Genomic DNA, 13,408 nt, shown 5'->3' with positions numbered 1-13,408 from the left:
CGCGGTACGGGGAGGCCGGATGGCGGGTGGGGTCAGACCGCGGCCCAGGCGTTGTCCACCGGCAGGACGACGCCGTTGACGCTGCTCGCCGCGTCGGAGGCGAGATAGACGATGGCGGCGGCCTGCTCCTCCGGGTCGCAGATGCGGCCCATGTTGACGAAGTGCCGTCCGACGACGGCCGGTCCGTGGGCCTCCCGGTCGATGTGGAGGCCGGCGGTGATGTCGGTGGCCGTGCCGCCCGGGGCTATGGCGTTGGTGCGGATGTTCTGGTCCCGGTACATCACCGCGAGGGAGCGGGTGAGTCCGAGGACGCCGTGCTTGGAGGCGGTGTAGGCCGTGCCGGCCGCGCTGCCGCGCAGTGCCGCCTCGGACGCGGTGTTGACGATGGCGCCGCCGCCCGCCGCGATCATGTGCGGCAGCACGGCCCGGGTCAGCAGGAACGGCGCGGTGAGGTTGATCCGCAGGACCCGCTCCCACTCGGCGTCGGTGACGTCCGCCGCGGCGGACATGCTGTCCATGACGCCGGCGTTGTTGACCAGGACGTCGATGCCGCCGAAGGTGTCGACCGCGGCGGCCACGACCGCGTCGACGACGGCGCTGTCGCTCAGGTCGCCCGTGACGGCGACGGCCCTTCCCCCGGCGGACTCGATGGCCCCGACGACCCCCTTGGCGCCCTCCGCGTTCAGGTCGGCGACCACGACCCGCGCTCCCTCCTGCGCGAACCGCAGGGCGGTGGCGCGGCCGATGCCGGAGGCGGCTCCGGTGACGATGACGCTCTTGCCTGACAGACCCGTGGCACCCATGGCGCTCCTCTGCTCGTCGCGTTGGCCCGGCGTTCGGGCACAGTACTGGTTTTTGTCTCAGTGCGACATAAAGACGCGTCGTGCCAACAGGTCGTTTCACGCCAGAGAGACGTGACGTGACGTAAAATAGAGTGGGGGCGGCAAGTCGAGGAGGGCGCATGGCCGGACGATCGGGTGGGGCCACGGGGCGGCCGCCGCTGACGGAGCGGCGGCGCGCCGAGACGCGGATGGAGATCGCCGAGGAGGCGGTCCGGCTCTTCGCCGCCAAGGGCGTGGCGGCGGTCACGGCGGAGGACATCGCCTCCGCGGCGGGGGTGTCGACGCGCACGCTGTGGCGCTACTTCCGCTCCAAGGAGGAGTGCGTACGCCCCCTGCTCACCACGGGCCTGGAGCTGCTGCGAGAACATCTGCGGGACTGCCGGGAGGAGCACGACTCCCTCGCGGAGGCGATCCTGAGCATCCGGTACGACGACGAGACGTCACCGCGCGTGCGGGCCCTGCGCGACCTGCTGCGGCTGAGCCGTGACGAGCCTGGGCTGCGAGCGGTGTGGCTGGAGGCGCACTACGACGCGGAGGCCGCGTTCGCCGCGATGATCGCCGAGCGAACGGGCCGGCCGGCCGGTGACCTCGCGGTCCGGGTGGAGGCGGGCGTACTGAACACCGCGATGCGCATCGCGGTGGAGGACTGGGCCCTGCGGTCCGACCGGTCGGCGGGACCGTCCTTCGCGGAGACGGTGACGCGGGCGTTGCGGATGATCGACAGAGTGGGGCGGGGATGAGAGTTCTGGATCTTCGATGACCGGTTGGTCGTCGTCGGGGACTGGCACGCCGCGCTGTGGCTGGACGACGGGGAGACGATCGCCCTGTATTCACGCGTCCGGGAAGCCTTCGACGAGGCCGCCGTGTACGGGACCGCCGCTCAGCGCGTGATCAGCCGGGCGCGGCGGGCCGTGAGCATCTGAGTCACCGCGATGCCCGTGGGCGTGCTCCCTCACCCCGTCGGTCCCGGCCCGGCGCCCCCGTGCTCTCCCGCCGCACCAACCGCGTGGGCACCAGCGTCGTCCCGTGCTCCTCCCCGTCCTGCCGCATCTTGCTCAGCACTCCCTCCACGCACAGCCGCCCCACCTGGGCGAAGTCCTGGTGGATGGTCGTGAGGGGCGGGAGGAAGGACGCGGACTCGGGGATGTCGTCGAAGCCGATGACGCTGATGTCGCCGGGGACGCGCAGGCCGCGTTCGTGCAGGGCCCGGAGCAGGCCCAGGGCCATCTGGTCGTTGGCCGTGAACACCGCGGTGCAGTCCGGCTCGTCGGCCAGCCGTAGCCCGGCCCGGTAGCCGGATTCGGCCGACCAGTCGCCCCGGACCAGGGGCGGCGGGACGCGGCCGGCCGCGGTGAGGGTGTCGCGCCAGGCGTTGGCGCGGCGCTGGGCGGCGAAGGAGCCCTCGGGGCCGGCCAGGTGCCACACCGTCTCGTGGCCGAGGTCCAGCAGGTGCCGTACGGCGTCCCGCGCGCCGCCCGCCTGGTCGGTGTCGACCACGGTGTAGCGGTCGCCGGCGTCCGAGTCGGCCACGACGACCTGCACACCGGGCGGGAGCGAGACCGTCGCCGCGTCCAGCAGATGGATCTCCATGATGACGATCACGGCGTCCACGGCGAGTTCGCCCAGGCGGGAGAAGGCGCCGTTCACCTCGTCCTGGGTGGGGACGGCGACGGGCAGCAGCGTAACGGCGTAGCCGTGCTGGGCCGCTGAGGTGGCGATGGCCTCCAGGGTGCGGATGTTGCCCATGGTGGAGAGGGAGAAGGTGATCACGCCGAGGGTGCGGAACTCACCGCGCTTGAGCGCCCGTGCGGCGCTGTTGGGGCGGTAGCCCAGCTCCCGCATCGCGGCCAGGACCTGCCGGCGGGTGTCCTCCGTGACGCCCGGGAAGCCGTTGGAGACGCGCGAGACCGTCTGGGAGGAGACGCCGGCGAGCTGGGCGACGTCCGCCATGGACACACCCTGACGGGGCCGGGCCGCACGCCTTCTCGTCCGGCTCGTGCCCCTCGACTCGCTCTCGCCGTCCACTGTGCCCACATTCCCCTCCCTACGCGACCGGCGCGCAAGTTTCGGTCCGGAACGAGTCCTTGACCCCTGAGATTCGGACAGTGTAGACATCCCGCCAGTGGATGTTTACGTAAACATTGCCTAGTCGAAATCGTACGAGAAGCCGCCGAATCCGTACCAGTCGCACCACGTAGGCCCCGATCTCTGCGTCCGCCGGGACGCGCGGCACGCAGAAGAGCTGGAGTACTCGAGATGGCACACCGCACCCGCAAGAGAAGGCTCCTCGGGGCCATCGGCGTCACCTTGGCGACCGGAGCCGTCCTGGCCACCGCCACCTTGCCCGCCGCGCACGCCGAGACGACGGCTGCCGAGGCCGCCGCGGCCGGGGTCACCGTCCAGCCCGACCCCTCGTACTCGGGGGAGAAGTTCGAGGGCTGGGGCACGAGCCTCGTCTGGTTCGCCAACGCCACCGGCGACTACCCGCCCGAGATACGCGAGAAGCTCTACAAGCTCCTCTTCGGCGACGAGGGCCTCGCCCTGAACATCGCCCGCTACAACATCGGCGGCGGCAACGCCCCGGACGTAAAGGACTACCTGCGGGCCGGCGGCGCGGTCGAGGGCTGGTGGAAGGCCCCGGCGGGCACCACCCGCGAGGACGTCGACTGGTGGGACGCCGACGACCCGGCCGACTGGAACAAGAACGCGGACAAGACGCAGCGCTGGTGGGTCGACCGCATCAAGAAGGACATCACCCACTGGGAGACCTTCAGCAACTCCCCGCCCTGGTTCATGACCGAGAGCGGCTACGTCTCGGGCAACTTCGACGCGGGCAAGGACCAGCTGAAGCCGGAGTCCGTCGAGGACTTCGCCAAGTACCTGGTGGGCGCGACCGAGCGGCTGGAGAAGGCACACGGCATCAAGGTCGACACGCTCGACCCGTTCAACGAGCCGAACACCAACTACTGGGGCACCAAGCTCGGCCCGGACGGCGAGCCGGTCGGCGGTCGCCAGGAGGGCGCGCACATCGGCCCCGAGCTGCAGCAGAAGGTGATCCGCGCCCTGGCCCCGGTCCTGAAGAAATCCAAGTCGGACGCGGAGATCTCCGCGATGGACGAGACGAATCCCGGCACGTTCGCCACGAACTGGAACTCCTACCCCCAGGACGTGCGCGACCTGGTGGGCCAGATGAACGTCCACACCTACGGCACCGGCCAGCGCACCACCGTCCGGGACCTCGCCAAGGCCGCCGACAAGCCGCTGTGGATGAGCGAGGTCGAGGGCGACTGGGGCGACGGCCAGAGCTTCACGGACATGCGGCCCGGCCTCGGCCTCGCCCAGCGCATGGTCGACGACCTGCGCGAACTGGAGCCCAAAGCCTGGGTGTTCTGGCAGCCCGTCGAGGACTACGACAACATGAAGCCGGGCGGTGAGTCCGCGAAGGGCGGCAACTGGGGCGAGATCCAGCTCCCGTTCAGCTGCACTTCGAAGGACACACTGAAGTCCTGCCCGGTCTACACGAACACCAAGTTCGACACGGCCCGCAACTTCACGCACTTCATCAAGCCCGGCGACCGGCTGATCAAGACGAACGACACGTCCAGCACCGCGGCGATCTCCCGCAAGGGCGACGCGGCGACGGTCGTCCACGTCAACAGCGCCACCGAGTCCCGTGCGGTCACCCTCGACCTGTCGAAGTTCGGCCGGGTCTCCTCGCACGCCACCGTCACCCCGGTGGTGACCAGCGCCGACGGCAAGCTGGAGAAGCAGAAGGCGGTCCGGGTCTCCGGCAAGCAGGCCACGGTCACCGTGCCCGCCCAGTCGGTGACGTCCTTCCTCGTCAAGGGCGTGTCCGGCGTCGCGAAGGACGCGGCCGAGCTGCGGAAGGGCCACACCTACCGGCTGACCGGCGTCCAGAGCGGCAAGGACCTCACCATCGCCGGCAACGGCACGGGCCTGGTCATCAAGAGCGCCAACGCCTCGGACCCGAGCGGTCAGCAGTGGCGGGTGGAGCAGATCCGCGGCAAGGACAACCGCAAGCGGTACGTGTTCACCGAGACCACCACGGACAAGCGCCTGGCCGTCCGGGACGGCGCCCTGGTCGCCGAGCCGGACGAGGGCCGCCGCGACAAGGCCACCGAGTGGATCATGTCCTCGACCGGTGACGGCACCTGGACCCTCGTCAACGCCGCCACCGGCCAACTCCCGGACGTCGGGGGCCAGTCCACGAACGAGGGCGCCTCGGTCGGCCTCTGGCAGCCGAACTCCGGCTCCAACCAGCGCTGGAAGGTGACGGACGTGACGGGCAGCTAGCCTTCTGCGTCCCGCACACACCCTCTGCACGACGCCCTCGGCCTGCCGCACCCCATGGTGACGGCGAGGCCGGGGGCGTCGTCGTGCCGGAGTGGGTGGTTCACGGCACCGCAACGGGGCGGAGCACCGTCAGGGACTCTTCCTGGCGAGCCACCATCGCGAAGGAGAACCGGTCGATCTCCAGGCAGAGATCGACATCGTCCAAGTGGAATCCGCTCCGCAGCCCACCGGCGAGGTCTGCCGCGGCACGGGAATTCCTCGCGCGCCGGAGATACGGGTCCGCCTCGACACCGCCCCCGGCCATGCATCGACCGATGTATTCAGCACAGGCCAGGTCCTCGTCGGCCCGGCCACCCTCGCCGGTGACGACGAACGTCACCGGACCGCAATCCCCCCTGGCCTGCAGGAACCGCGCGGTCGGGCCGGCCACCACGAAGCTCGCGCACAGGACGAGCGGCGCGTCGGCGACGGCCAGCGCGCCCACGGTTCCTGCCGTCGTCTTCTGCACCAGCGTGCGGCCGGCGAAATCACGTGACCTGAGCAGGCCGGGTGAGTTCACCGCGTCGAAGCCCGCCGCTGGAGCTCCGTCCTTCAGAGCCAGCCAGCCCGAGTGGCTCTCCTTCAAGGCAAGTGCCTCACTCTCCGTTTCGGCCAGGACGATCCTCTCGACGCCACGCGAGAAGGCCCAGGCAGCCACGGTGAAGGCACGCATGACGTCGATGACGACCGCGACACGGGGAACGCCGGTCAACTCGGGTATGCCGAGGAAGTGATGGTCCATCGCGCCATTGTGATGCCCTGCCCGAGATCACGGGGAAGAGGAGATCTGTTCCCGCACCCATTCCGGGTCGGGGTTGGTGTGCGGCCTGCCCGCCACGACGACCGTCGGCACGGTCTCGTTGCCGTCGTTGGCCGCCCTCACCACTGCGGCTCCCGCCGGATCACGCCAGATGTCGACCCAGTGCAACCGGCGGGCGCCGCGGCCCAGCCGGATGCGCAGCCGCATGCAGTACGTGCAGCCCGGCCGCCAGTAGACGACCGGCCGTCCGTCGACCGCGCTGCGGCGTTGTGCCTCCGGGGCACTGATCGACCTCGGGAAGATCAGGGGCGAGTTCACACCCGCGAGCACCAGGAACAGCAGCAGGACTGCCGTGGCGGCACCGGCGTTCCCCGCGGAGATCAGTCCGGCCGCGACGGCCGAGCCGCACAGCACCAGCAGCAAGGGCAGGACCCAGGCGCGCATCATGCTCCGAGTCAACCTCACGGCAGCAACCTTCACAGCCCGAAACAACTCCACCGCGTTGTCGTGGCACACCGCCCGCAGCCAGTCCTCTCCGAGGTCCAGCCGTTCCAGGGCGTGGAGCTGGTGCACGTACGGATAGGGGAGGTTGGGAAAGTCGGTGCCGAGCAGGACGCGGTCGCCCAGTGCGGCCAGCCGGGGCAGGGCCCGGCGGGGGAACGGCATAAAGGTCTCGGTGAAGTCGGTGAACGCCATCGTCGTGTCCAGCCGCACCTCCCCGTACCGTTCGGCCAGGCCGAAGAACTCCTCGTACTCGGGCATTCCCATGTGCGCGACGACCAGCCGCAGCCGGGGGTGCCGCGCCAGTACCCGGGCGATCGGCTCGGGGCCGGTGTGCTTGCCGGGCGCGGGCCCGGAGCCGCAGTGGATCACCACCGGGATCCCGGCCTCGGCCAGCAGCCCCCACGCCGGCTGGAGCAGTTCGTCGGCTGGGTCGTACGCCCCCACCTGCACATGCGCCTTGAAGACCCGCGCGCCCGCCTCGACGGCCTCCCGGACGTACGCCTCGACGCCCGGCTCGGGGAAGAGCGTCGCGGTGTGCAGACAGTCGGGGGTGCGACGGGCGAAGTCGACCGCCCAGCCGTTCAGCCAGCGGGCCATGCCCGGCTTGTGCGGATACAGCATCGCGGTGAAGGCCCGCACCCCGAACGCCCGCAGGATGTCCGCCCGTTCCGCCTCCTCCTGCCGGTAGGTGATCGGCCACTCCAGCCCTCCGGTCATCGGCCCGAGCGCGTCGAAGTAGTCCCACACCTTGTGCAGCACCCGCTCGGGCATGAAGTGCGTGTGCACATCGATCAGCCCGGGAAGCCCGAGCCGCTCCCGGAAACGACGGACCTCCTCCGCTTCCGTACGCGGACCGGCAGGGTCGACTGGCGCCACACGGTGATCATCCATGCCGCCCACGATCGGCCCGGGCGAGGCGGTCGGTCCACTCCCTTGCACGAGAGAGCGGTGAGGGATCCGTCACGGCTACGTCCGTCTCTCCTCGCGGCCCGTGACCACGGCCAGGCGCTCGGGCTGCCGCGAAGTCCACTGCCCCGGGCCGTACTCCGGCCGCAGCACCCAGACCGCGCCGCCGCGCACATCCGTGACGACACCGCGCCGGCCGGCGATCTCGTCATGGACCAAGTCGCCCACCCAGGGTCTCCGCTCGCCGGTCATCCGCGTTCCTCCCCGTGCAGCTCCGCCCACACCCGCTTGCCCCACGGCAGGTGATCGGTGCCCCAGTCCTTCGCCAGCGCTCCGACGAGCACGAGGCCGCGCCCGCTCTCGTCGCCCCTGCGCGGATCCCGTAATTCCGGTAACCGCTTGGACTTGTCCACGACCCCGATGCGCACCCGCGACGGCTCGGGTCTGGTGACCGTGACGCGGATGGAACGGCATCGCGCGTGCCGGACCGTGTTGGACACCAGCTCGGAAACGATCAGGGCCCCGTCGTCGGCCAGCTCGTCCAGACCCCAGGCGGCCAGCGCGACACACACCAGGCGCCGGGCCCTGCCCGCGCTCTCGGGCTCACGCGGCAGGGTCTCGCTGTACCCGGGACAGCCGGTGTGACGCGCCTGCGTCGTAGGTTGCGGCATGTCGGTCTGCTCTCTCAGATCGGCCAAGCCCCGGGGCCGTTCGCACGGTCGCCGAGGCGCTGTCCGTTATGCAAGCGACATGCCGGGAACGCCGACAGGGGCGCAACGTCCCACTTTCACCACGCTATTCACCGACGCCCAGAAACTCCGCCAATGAACGCAAGCCCGGCGGGTGGTTGGGAAGCGACCAGAGATCGCGCACGATGGCCACGGCCAGCGTGTGGTGCTGCATCCACGTCGGCGCCACACGGCGGAGGGACTCCAAGGTCTTCACCGCCCCGGCCGCGTCCCCGATGTCGGTGTGGGCCCGGGCCACATCGAGCAGCAGCCAAGTCCGCCAGGATGGTGGGGTGTCCTTGCTCAGTCGCATTCCCTTGGCCAGCGACAGGGCGTCCTGCGGGTGTCCGTACTGAACGGCGAGACGGACGCGTTCGATTCGGACCGACGACGGGCTGAAGACGCTCACCATGCGGTTGTCGCCACCATCGGGCAGTTTCGAGACCCGGGCCGCTTCCTTCTCCGCTGCCTCCATCATCGCGGCCGCACGCTCGTAGTCGCCGCTGCGCGCGGCGGACGTGGCGGCGCTCATGGTCAACGCGCCCCACACCTTCAGCCCGTCGGCCGTACCGGTCCGTCCGTTGTCCGCGATGTCGGCCGCGGCATGGAGCGCGATGTTCAACGCGTCCTCCAGGCGTCCTTGCCGCTGATAGGTCCACGCCGTGGAGTTGACGATCATCGGCACGAGCAGCGGATCGGAGGACTGTCCCGCAGCCTCTATCGCTCGCTCCAGGCTCGTCAGGGCAAGGTCCGTCTTGCCCATCCGCACAGCGACGTGTCCGGCGAGCTGAAGCGCCTTGCCGAGGGCCCCGTACCCGGCCTTGCGCTCGCCGTCGTCGCCCGAGGCGGTGGCGGTACGGGCGTCCGAGATGAGGTCCGGCAATGCCTTCATCACCGTGTCGAACTCGGCGGCGTGGTACTGCGTCCAGCCGTCCGCGATCTGCTCGCGCAGGCGCTCCAAAGAGAAGCCCGGTCCTGGTGGCTTCGGCGCAGACCCCCAGAGCACGGGCATGATGGCGCGACGCACAGCCACGAAGCGTGGCCCGTCATTCTCACCTGTGGAGGAGACCGCGGGCGGATCGCCCAGGAGCGTGGTGAGCTCCACTCCGAGACCGTTGGCCAGTGCGTGCAGTGTGGGCAGGCGTGCCGAGTGCTTCCGCCCCTGTTCGAGCTGGCGGATCACATCGACGGACACACCGGAGCGTTCGGCCAGTTCTTCTTGCGTCAAGGAGGCCAGACGACGCAAGCGGCGCAGGGTCCGCCCCAGGTCTTCGTTTGCCACGCTGCCACCGTACGCCGCGACGAGGAGGCGAACAGCGCCATCTCGCGAGCGGGGCAGGCACGGTACGACCTGCCCGCAGGCTCCGGCCGCCTCGTGCTCACGCTTTCGGGACGCCGTTGGAGGTCGCGACGCCGCCGCGACCCGCGTCGACGACATGGCTTGAGGAGTTCCGGCGGCGCCGCGCCGGGTGACGCACCACGGAGGTCCGGCTCCTTGCCGGCTGCTCTTATGGCGGCGACGGCAAGCGCGCGTGCCGCACAGTGCACTCCAACGGCGTAGAGGTCGGCTCGTCCGCCCGTCGACTGAAGGAAGACCCTTGACCAGTAAATCCACAGTCCAGAGGATCTTGCGCGGCCCTCAGGAGGCGCAGCGCACATCCGGCCGGACGGAACGGGGCGTGTCCGCTGCGCTTGCGGCGGCCGAAACCGTGCCCAGACTGAAGGGAAAGTTCCAGTGGAGGTGACCTTCTCATGGCCAGGATCACGCGGGAGACCGAGAACGAGTCGATCCAGGAGATCGAGCTTTTCGATGTCGACTTGAGCGAGGCGGAAAAGGCATTGTTTCGGTCGACCCCCGAGCAGTTCGCCAAGGACTTCCTCGAAAGTGAAGGGTTCACGGTCAATCGCGTCGTCGTCGAGAGGCGTCTGCATGGCGACGACGACACCGACCCCGGTTTCTGCGACCGGCCGTTGAAGCTGGTCCACGCCAAGGTGGGGAGCCTGAACTCCACCTGGATCTGGCTGTGCCCGCACCCCATCTAAGACCGTGTCCTACATGGTCAGTTTGAGAAACCGCTTGTAGCAGCCGAGAGCGGATACCAGTCCGAGAAAGGCCAGGTAGTTGCCTGGCTTCCGCTCGTAGCGGTGGTTGAGACGGCGGTAGCCGGTCAGCCAGGACATGGTGCGTTCGATGACCCACCTGCGACGGCCGAGCCGCTCGCTGGAGTCGATGCCCTTGCGGGCGATACGGACACCGATGCGTTTCGCCTCGGGCGGAACTCCCCTTCTCCAAGACCGACTTCGGTGCCGCCCTGGAGGAGTCCACCAGCCTGGTGCCGGCCTTCCGCACGGCGCCGAGGGGGCGCCGCCGCAACGGCGTGTTCGCCATGACCCCAGACGAACTCCCGCTGGTCGGGCCCGCCACCGGGCTCGCCGGACTGTGGTTCGCGGAGGCGTCCTGGGTCACGCACGCCGGCGGTGTCGGCCGTCAGCTCGCGAACATGCTCCTGGAGACCGGCGACCTGCTCGTCGACCCCGACCGGATGGCCCCCGACCGCTTCGCCTCCTGGAGCGACCAGCGGGTCCGCGAGACGGCACTGGCCCACTACCAGGGCATCTACGACGCGCACTGAGCCCTGGGACACCCCCTAGGGGGTGCCGACCGGCCGGAACCGGTCCGTGGCCGCCAGCACCGCCTCCGTCGTGGCGTCGCCCGACAACCCGTGCCCCTCCTCGCCGATCAGCACGAGCTCCGCGTCCGGCCACACCTGGGCCAGCCGCCACGCCACGTCCGGAGGGCCGCTGATGTCCAGCCGCCCGTGGATCAGCACGCCGGGGATGCCCGCCAGCTTCCCGGCGTCGCGCAGCAGCGCCCCGTCCTCCAGGAAGCCGGCGTGCCGCCAGTAGTGCGTGACGAGGCGGGCGAAGCGCAGCCGGAAGTGCGGGTCCTCGAAACGGGGATCGGGCCGGTGCCCGGGGTGCGTCGACACGTGCACGTCCTCCCACCGGCACCACTCCCGCGCGGCCCGCTCCCGTACGGCCGGATCCGGGTCGGCGAGCATCCTGGCGTACGCGTCCACCAGGCTGCCGTCGCGCTCCCCCTCGGGGACGGCGTCACGGAACCGGGCCCACTCCTCGGGGAAGATCCGGCCCATGTCCCGCGTGACCCACTCGACCTCGCGGCGGGTGGTGTTGGTGACGCTGAAGAGGACCAGCTCGGACACGCGCCCCGGGTGCCGCTCGGCGTAGGCCAGCGCGAGGGTCACGCCCCAGGAGCCGCCGATGACGAGCCATTCCCCGATGCCGAGGTGCTGCCGGAGCAGTTCGATGTCGGCGATCAGATGGGGGGTCGTGTTGGCGTCGAGCGAGGTCCGCGGATCGGCGGCGTCGGGTGTGCTGCGGCCGCACCCGCGCTGGTCGAACAGCACGATGCGGTACGCCGCCGGGTCGAACAGCCGCCGCCAGAACGGCCCCGCGCCGGATCCGGGCCCGCCGTGCAGGACGAGGGCGGGCTTGCCGGCCGGGTTCCCGCAGCTCTCCCAGTACACACGGTTGCCGTCGCCGACGTCGAGCATGCCGTGCTCGTACGGCTCGATGGGGGGATGGAGCTCGGCCATGACGCATTCTCCTCGACCCTCGGCTCTGGCTGTCCACAGATTTAACAGCACCGCCCCGGTTCTCCCCGGCGAGCTTCCTGCGGTGCGTTCACAGCAACGGCGGCGCGTGGAACTCGCCGAGCCCTGAGGTCAGATCCCGGTCCAGCCAGTAGCGGCGGGGTTCGGCGAGCATGACGTCGACGCTGACCGTGAGGATGCCGGGGATCTCGGCGAGTTCGTGGTCGACGAAGAATGCCAGGGCGGAGCGGTCGGGGACCAGGCCGGTGGCGAGGACCGACATGTCGCTGGCGACGTGGGCGACGAGCCGGGTCTGGGGGAGCCGGTCGATGCGCAGGGCCGCGACGACCTGCCCGACACCGCCGTCGGCGGTGCCAGCGACGCCAACTTCATCTCCGCCCTCGGCCTGCCCGTCCTGTGCGGCACGGGCGCGGTCGGCGACGGCGCCCACGCCCGGGGCGAGTTCATCCACCCCGACACGGTCCCCACCCAGACCGCCCTGGTCGCGGGCCTGCTGGCACGACTGGCCGAGCCGTTGCGGGGCTGAGCCATGGCGTCGACCGGCTGACCCGGTGGACTACACACGGGTGCCGACGGCGTCCGCAACCCGGTGGCATTCGGCGTGGAGATCAGGAACGCTGGCGCGCATGGTCTCTGTTGTGCAGAACGTGGCGATCGACTGTGCGAATGCTTACGAGCTCGCTCGGTTCTGGAGCAGTGTGACCGGGCGCTCGATGCATCCGGAGGACCGGCCGGGCGCCCGGGAGACTCAGGTGCTGCTGGCGGAGGGCCCGGTGCTGTACTTCAACCAGGTGCCCGAGGGCAAGACGGTCAAGAACCGGATCCACCTCTGCTTGCGCCCGGAGACCTCGCGCGATCAGGAGGTGGACCGGCTGCTGGGTCTCGGTGCCGCCTTCGTCGCGGATCACCGCAATCCCGATGGTTCAGGCTGGGCCGTCCTCGCTGATCCCGAAGGTAACGAATTCTGCGTTCTGCGCAGTGAGTCCGACCGGGCCGCCACGGATTCCGAGGTCAGCCGTACAGCGCCACCCTCGGCTCCACCGTCCCCCCGGCCCTCGGATTCAGGACGGTCACCCGGTACCGCTCCTTGAGCGTCTCCCCCGCCCCCAACGCCCGCTGCGCACCGACGAGATCCGTGAACAGCGTCCCCGTCTGGCTGCCCAGCCGCACGGGCATCCAGCAGCCGTGCCCCGTGCGCCGCTCGACCTTGACGTCCGACGGTGAGAGGAACGGCCCGGTGTCCGGGGACGTCACCAGGAGTTGGGGGGCGACGGTCGTGGTCGTCGGTGTGGGGTTGCGGTAGGTGACCGTGACCTGCTGGGGGCCGTCGGCCCGGAGGGGGCTCGCGGGCAGGGTCACGAAGTCCGTGGGTACGGCGGGCTCCTGCGTCTGAGAGGCCGCTGCGGTGGCCGCCGGCGGCGCCGCGAGGGCGGGACCCGCCGTGGTCAGGCCGGTGACCGCGACGACGGCGGCCAGGAGGGCGACTTTGAGACGACCGTTTTTCGACAACGACACGTGGGACGGTCCTTCGGGTGGGGGGAGGGATTCGCTCGGGTGAACTGGCTCGCCGCACAGCGGACTTGACCAGGTATGGCCTCAGACTACGCAGTCGATCCTGGGCAGCGGCCCCGACCCCGCGGATCGGCCGAACGGCCGAGGCGGCCGGTGTCGGCGCCGCGT

General features: G+C 70.3%; 14 protein-coding genes and 5 pseudogenes. 7 read left to right on the top strand and 12 right to left on the bottom strand.

What is annotated here, in order from left to right:
- Positions 1–32: 32 nt before the first annotated feature.
- On the bottom strand, positions 33–803 hold the full coding sequence (locus tag QF034_RS21105) for an SDR family NAD(P)-dependent oxidoreductase (RefSeq protein WP_307176423.1): 771 nt from the start codon (positions 801–803) through the stop codon (positions 33–35).
- Positions 804–961: 158 nt separating this feature from the next.
- Between QF034_RS21105 and QF034_RS21100 the strand changes: the two genes are divergently transcribed.
- On the top strand, positions 962–1,582 hold the full coding sequence (locus QF034_RS21100) for a TetR/AcrR family transcriptional regulator (RefSeq protein ID WP_307176422.1): 621 nt from the start codon (positions 962–964) through the stop codon (positions 1,580–1,582).
- Positions 1,583–1,606: 24 nt separating this feature from the next.
- A complete protein-coding gene (locus QF034_RS21095; RefSeq protein ID WP_307176421.1) occupies positions 1,607–1,765 on the top strand; it encodes a hypothetical protein in 159 nt (52 codons plus the stop codon).
- A gap of 1 nt (position 1,766) precedes the next feature.
- Here QF034_RS21095 and QF034_RS21090 read toward each other — a convergent pair whose 3' ends face one another.
- Entirely contained in the window at positions 1,767–2,792 is a 1,026-nt protein-coding gene (locus QF034_RS21090; RefSeq protein ID WP_307176420.1) for a LacI family DNA-binding transcriptional regulator, read from the bottom strand.
- A 306-nt stretch (positions 2,793–3,098) separates the two neighbouring features.
- Between QF034_RS21090 and QF034_RS21085 the strand changes: the two genes are divergently transcribed.
- Positions 3,099–5,156 (top strand): RICIN domain-containing protein, encoded by a 2,058-nt coding sequence (locus QF034_RS21085; RefSeq protein ID WP_307176419.1) that lies wholly within the window; start codon positions 3,099–3,101, stop codon positions 5,154–5,156.
- A gap of 100 nt (positions 5,157–5,256) precedes the next feature.
- On the opposite strand, the gene QF034_RS21080 is transcribed toward QF034_RS21085, so the two are convergent.
- The 6 genes and pseudogenes from QF034_RS21080 to QF034_RS21060 form a co-directional block, all read right to left on the bottom strand.
- Positions 5,257–5,937: a 2-phosphosulfolactate phosphatase gene (locus QF034_RS21080; RefSeq protein WP_307176418.1), complete on the bottom strand. Its 681-nt coding sequence runs from the start codon at positions 5,935–5,937 to the stop codon at positions 5,257–5,259.
- Positions 5,938–5,964: 27 nt separating this feature from the next.
- On the bottom strand, positions 5,965–6,399 hold the full coding sequence (locus QF034_RS41540) for a glutaredoxin domain-containing protein (RefSeq protein WP_370880956.1): 435 nt from the start codon (positions 6,397–6,399) through the stop codon (positions 5,965–5,967).
- A gap of 42 nt (positions 6,400–6,441) precedes the next feature.
- Positions 6,442–7,350, bottom strand: a pseudogene (locus QF034_RS21075) (amidohydrolase family protein); the annotation flags it as partial.
- 75 nt (positions 7,351–7,425) lie between these two features.
- Positions 7,426–7,617, bottom strand: a complete 192-nt coding sequence (locus QF034_RS21070; protein ID WP_307176417.1) for a hypothetical protein — start codon at positions 7,615–7,617, stop codon at positions 7,426–7,428.
- A complete protein-coding gene (locus QF034_RS21065; RefSeq protein WP_307179938.1) occupies positions 7,614–8,036 on the bottom strand; it encodes an ATP-binding protein in 423 nt (140 codons plus the stop codon). The genes QF034_RS21070 and QF034_RS21065 overlap by 4 nt, the downstream gene beginning before the upstream one ends.
- A 124-nt stretch (positions 8,037–8,160) precedes the next feature.
- Positions 8,161–9,375, bottom strand: coding sequence for a helix-turn-helix transcriptional regulator (locus QF034_RS21060; RefSeq protein ID WP_307176416.1), 1,215 nt, complete (start codon positions 9,373–9,375; stop codon positions 8,161–8,163).
- A gap of 470 nt (positions 9,376–9,845) precedes the next feature.
- Here QF034_RS21060 and QF034_RS21055 point away from each other — a divergent pair, with 470 nt between their 5' ends.
- Positions 9,846–10,136 carry a hypothetical protein gene (locus QF034_RS21055; protein WP_307176415.1) on the top strand — a complete coding sequence of 97 codons (291 nt, stop codon included), beginning with the start codon at positions 9,846–9,848 and terminating at the stop codon, positions 10,134–10,136.
- Between the two features lie 9 nt (positions 10,137–10,145).
- Here the strand turns inward: QF034_RS21055 and QF034_RS21050 are convergent.
- A pseudogene (locus QF034_RS21050) lies at positions 10,146–10,361 on the bottom strand (transposase); the annotation flags it as partial.
- A 119-nt stretch (positions 10,362–10,480) separates the two neighbouring features.
- Here QF034_RS21050 and QF034_RS21045 point away from each other — a divergent pair.
- Positions 10,481–10,726: a hypothetical protein gene (locus QF034_RS21045; RefSeq protein WP_307176414.1), complete on the top strand. Its 246-nt coding sequence runs from the start codon at positions 10,481–10,483 to the stop codon at positions 10,724–10,726.
- Between the two features lie 15 nt (positions 10,727–10,741).
- Here the strand turns inward: QF034_RS21045 and pip are convergent, their stop codons facing one another.
- Both pip and QF034_RS21035 read right to left on the bottom strand, forming a co-directional pair.
- Positions 10,742–11,710 carry a prolyl aminopeptidase gene (pip, locus tag QF034_RS21040; RefSeq protein ID WP_307176413.1) on the bottom strand — a complete coding sequence of 323 codons (969 nt, stop codon included), beginning with the start codon at positions 11,708–11,710 and terminating at the stop codon, positions 10,742–10,744.
- A gap of 88 nt (positions 11,711–11,798) precedes the next feature.
- Positions 11,799–12,041: pseudogene (locus tag QF034_RS21035) on the bottom strand (Lrp/AsnC family transcriptional regulator); the annotation flags it as partial.
- Between QF034_RS21035 and QF034_RS21030 the strand changes: the two are divergent.
- Together QF034_RS21030 and QF034_RS21025 are read left to right on the top strand one after the other, a co-directional pair.
- A pseudogene (locus QF034_RS21030) lies at positions 12,042–12,254 on the top strand (M20 family peptidase); the annotation flags it as partial.
- Between the two features lie 100 nt (positions 12,255–12,354).
- Positions 12,355–12,735 (top strand): annotated as a pseudogene (locus tag QF034_RS21025) (VOC family protein); the annotation flags it as partial.
- 4 nt (positions 12,736–12,739) lie between these two features.
- Here QF034_RS21025 and QF034_RS21020 read toward each other — a convergent pair.
- A complete protein-coding gene (locus QF034_RS21020; RefSeq protein WP_307179937.1) occupies positions 12,740–13,237 on the bottom strand; it encodes a signal peptide protein in 498 nt (165 codons plus the stop codon).
- Positions 13,238–13,408: the final 171 nt, after the last annotated feature.

The sequence above is a fragment of the Streptomyces africanus genome, from assembly GCF_030816955.1.
GTDB classification, from domain to species: domain Bacteria; phylum Actinomycetota; class Actinomycetes; order Streptomycetales; family Streptomycetaceae; genus Streptomyces; species Streptomyces africanus.
The sequence above is the reverse complement of the archived record's forward strand: the minus strand, read 5'-3'. Positions and strand labels throughout refer to the sequence as shown.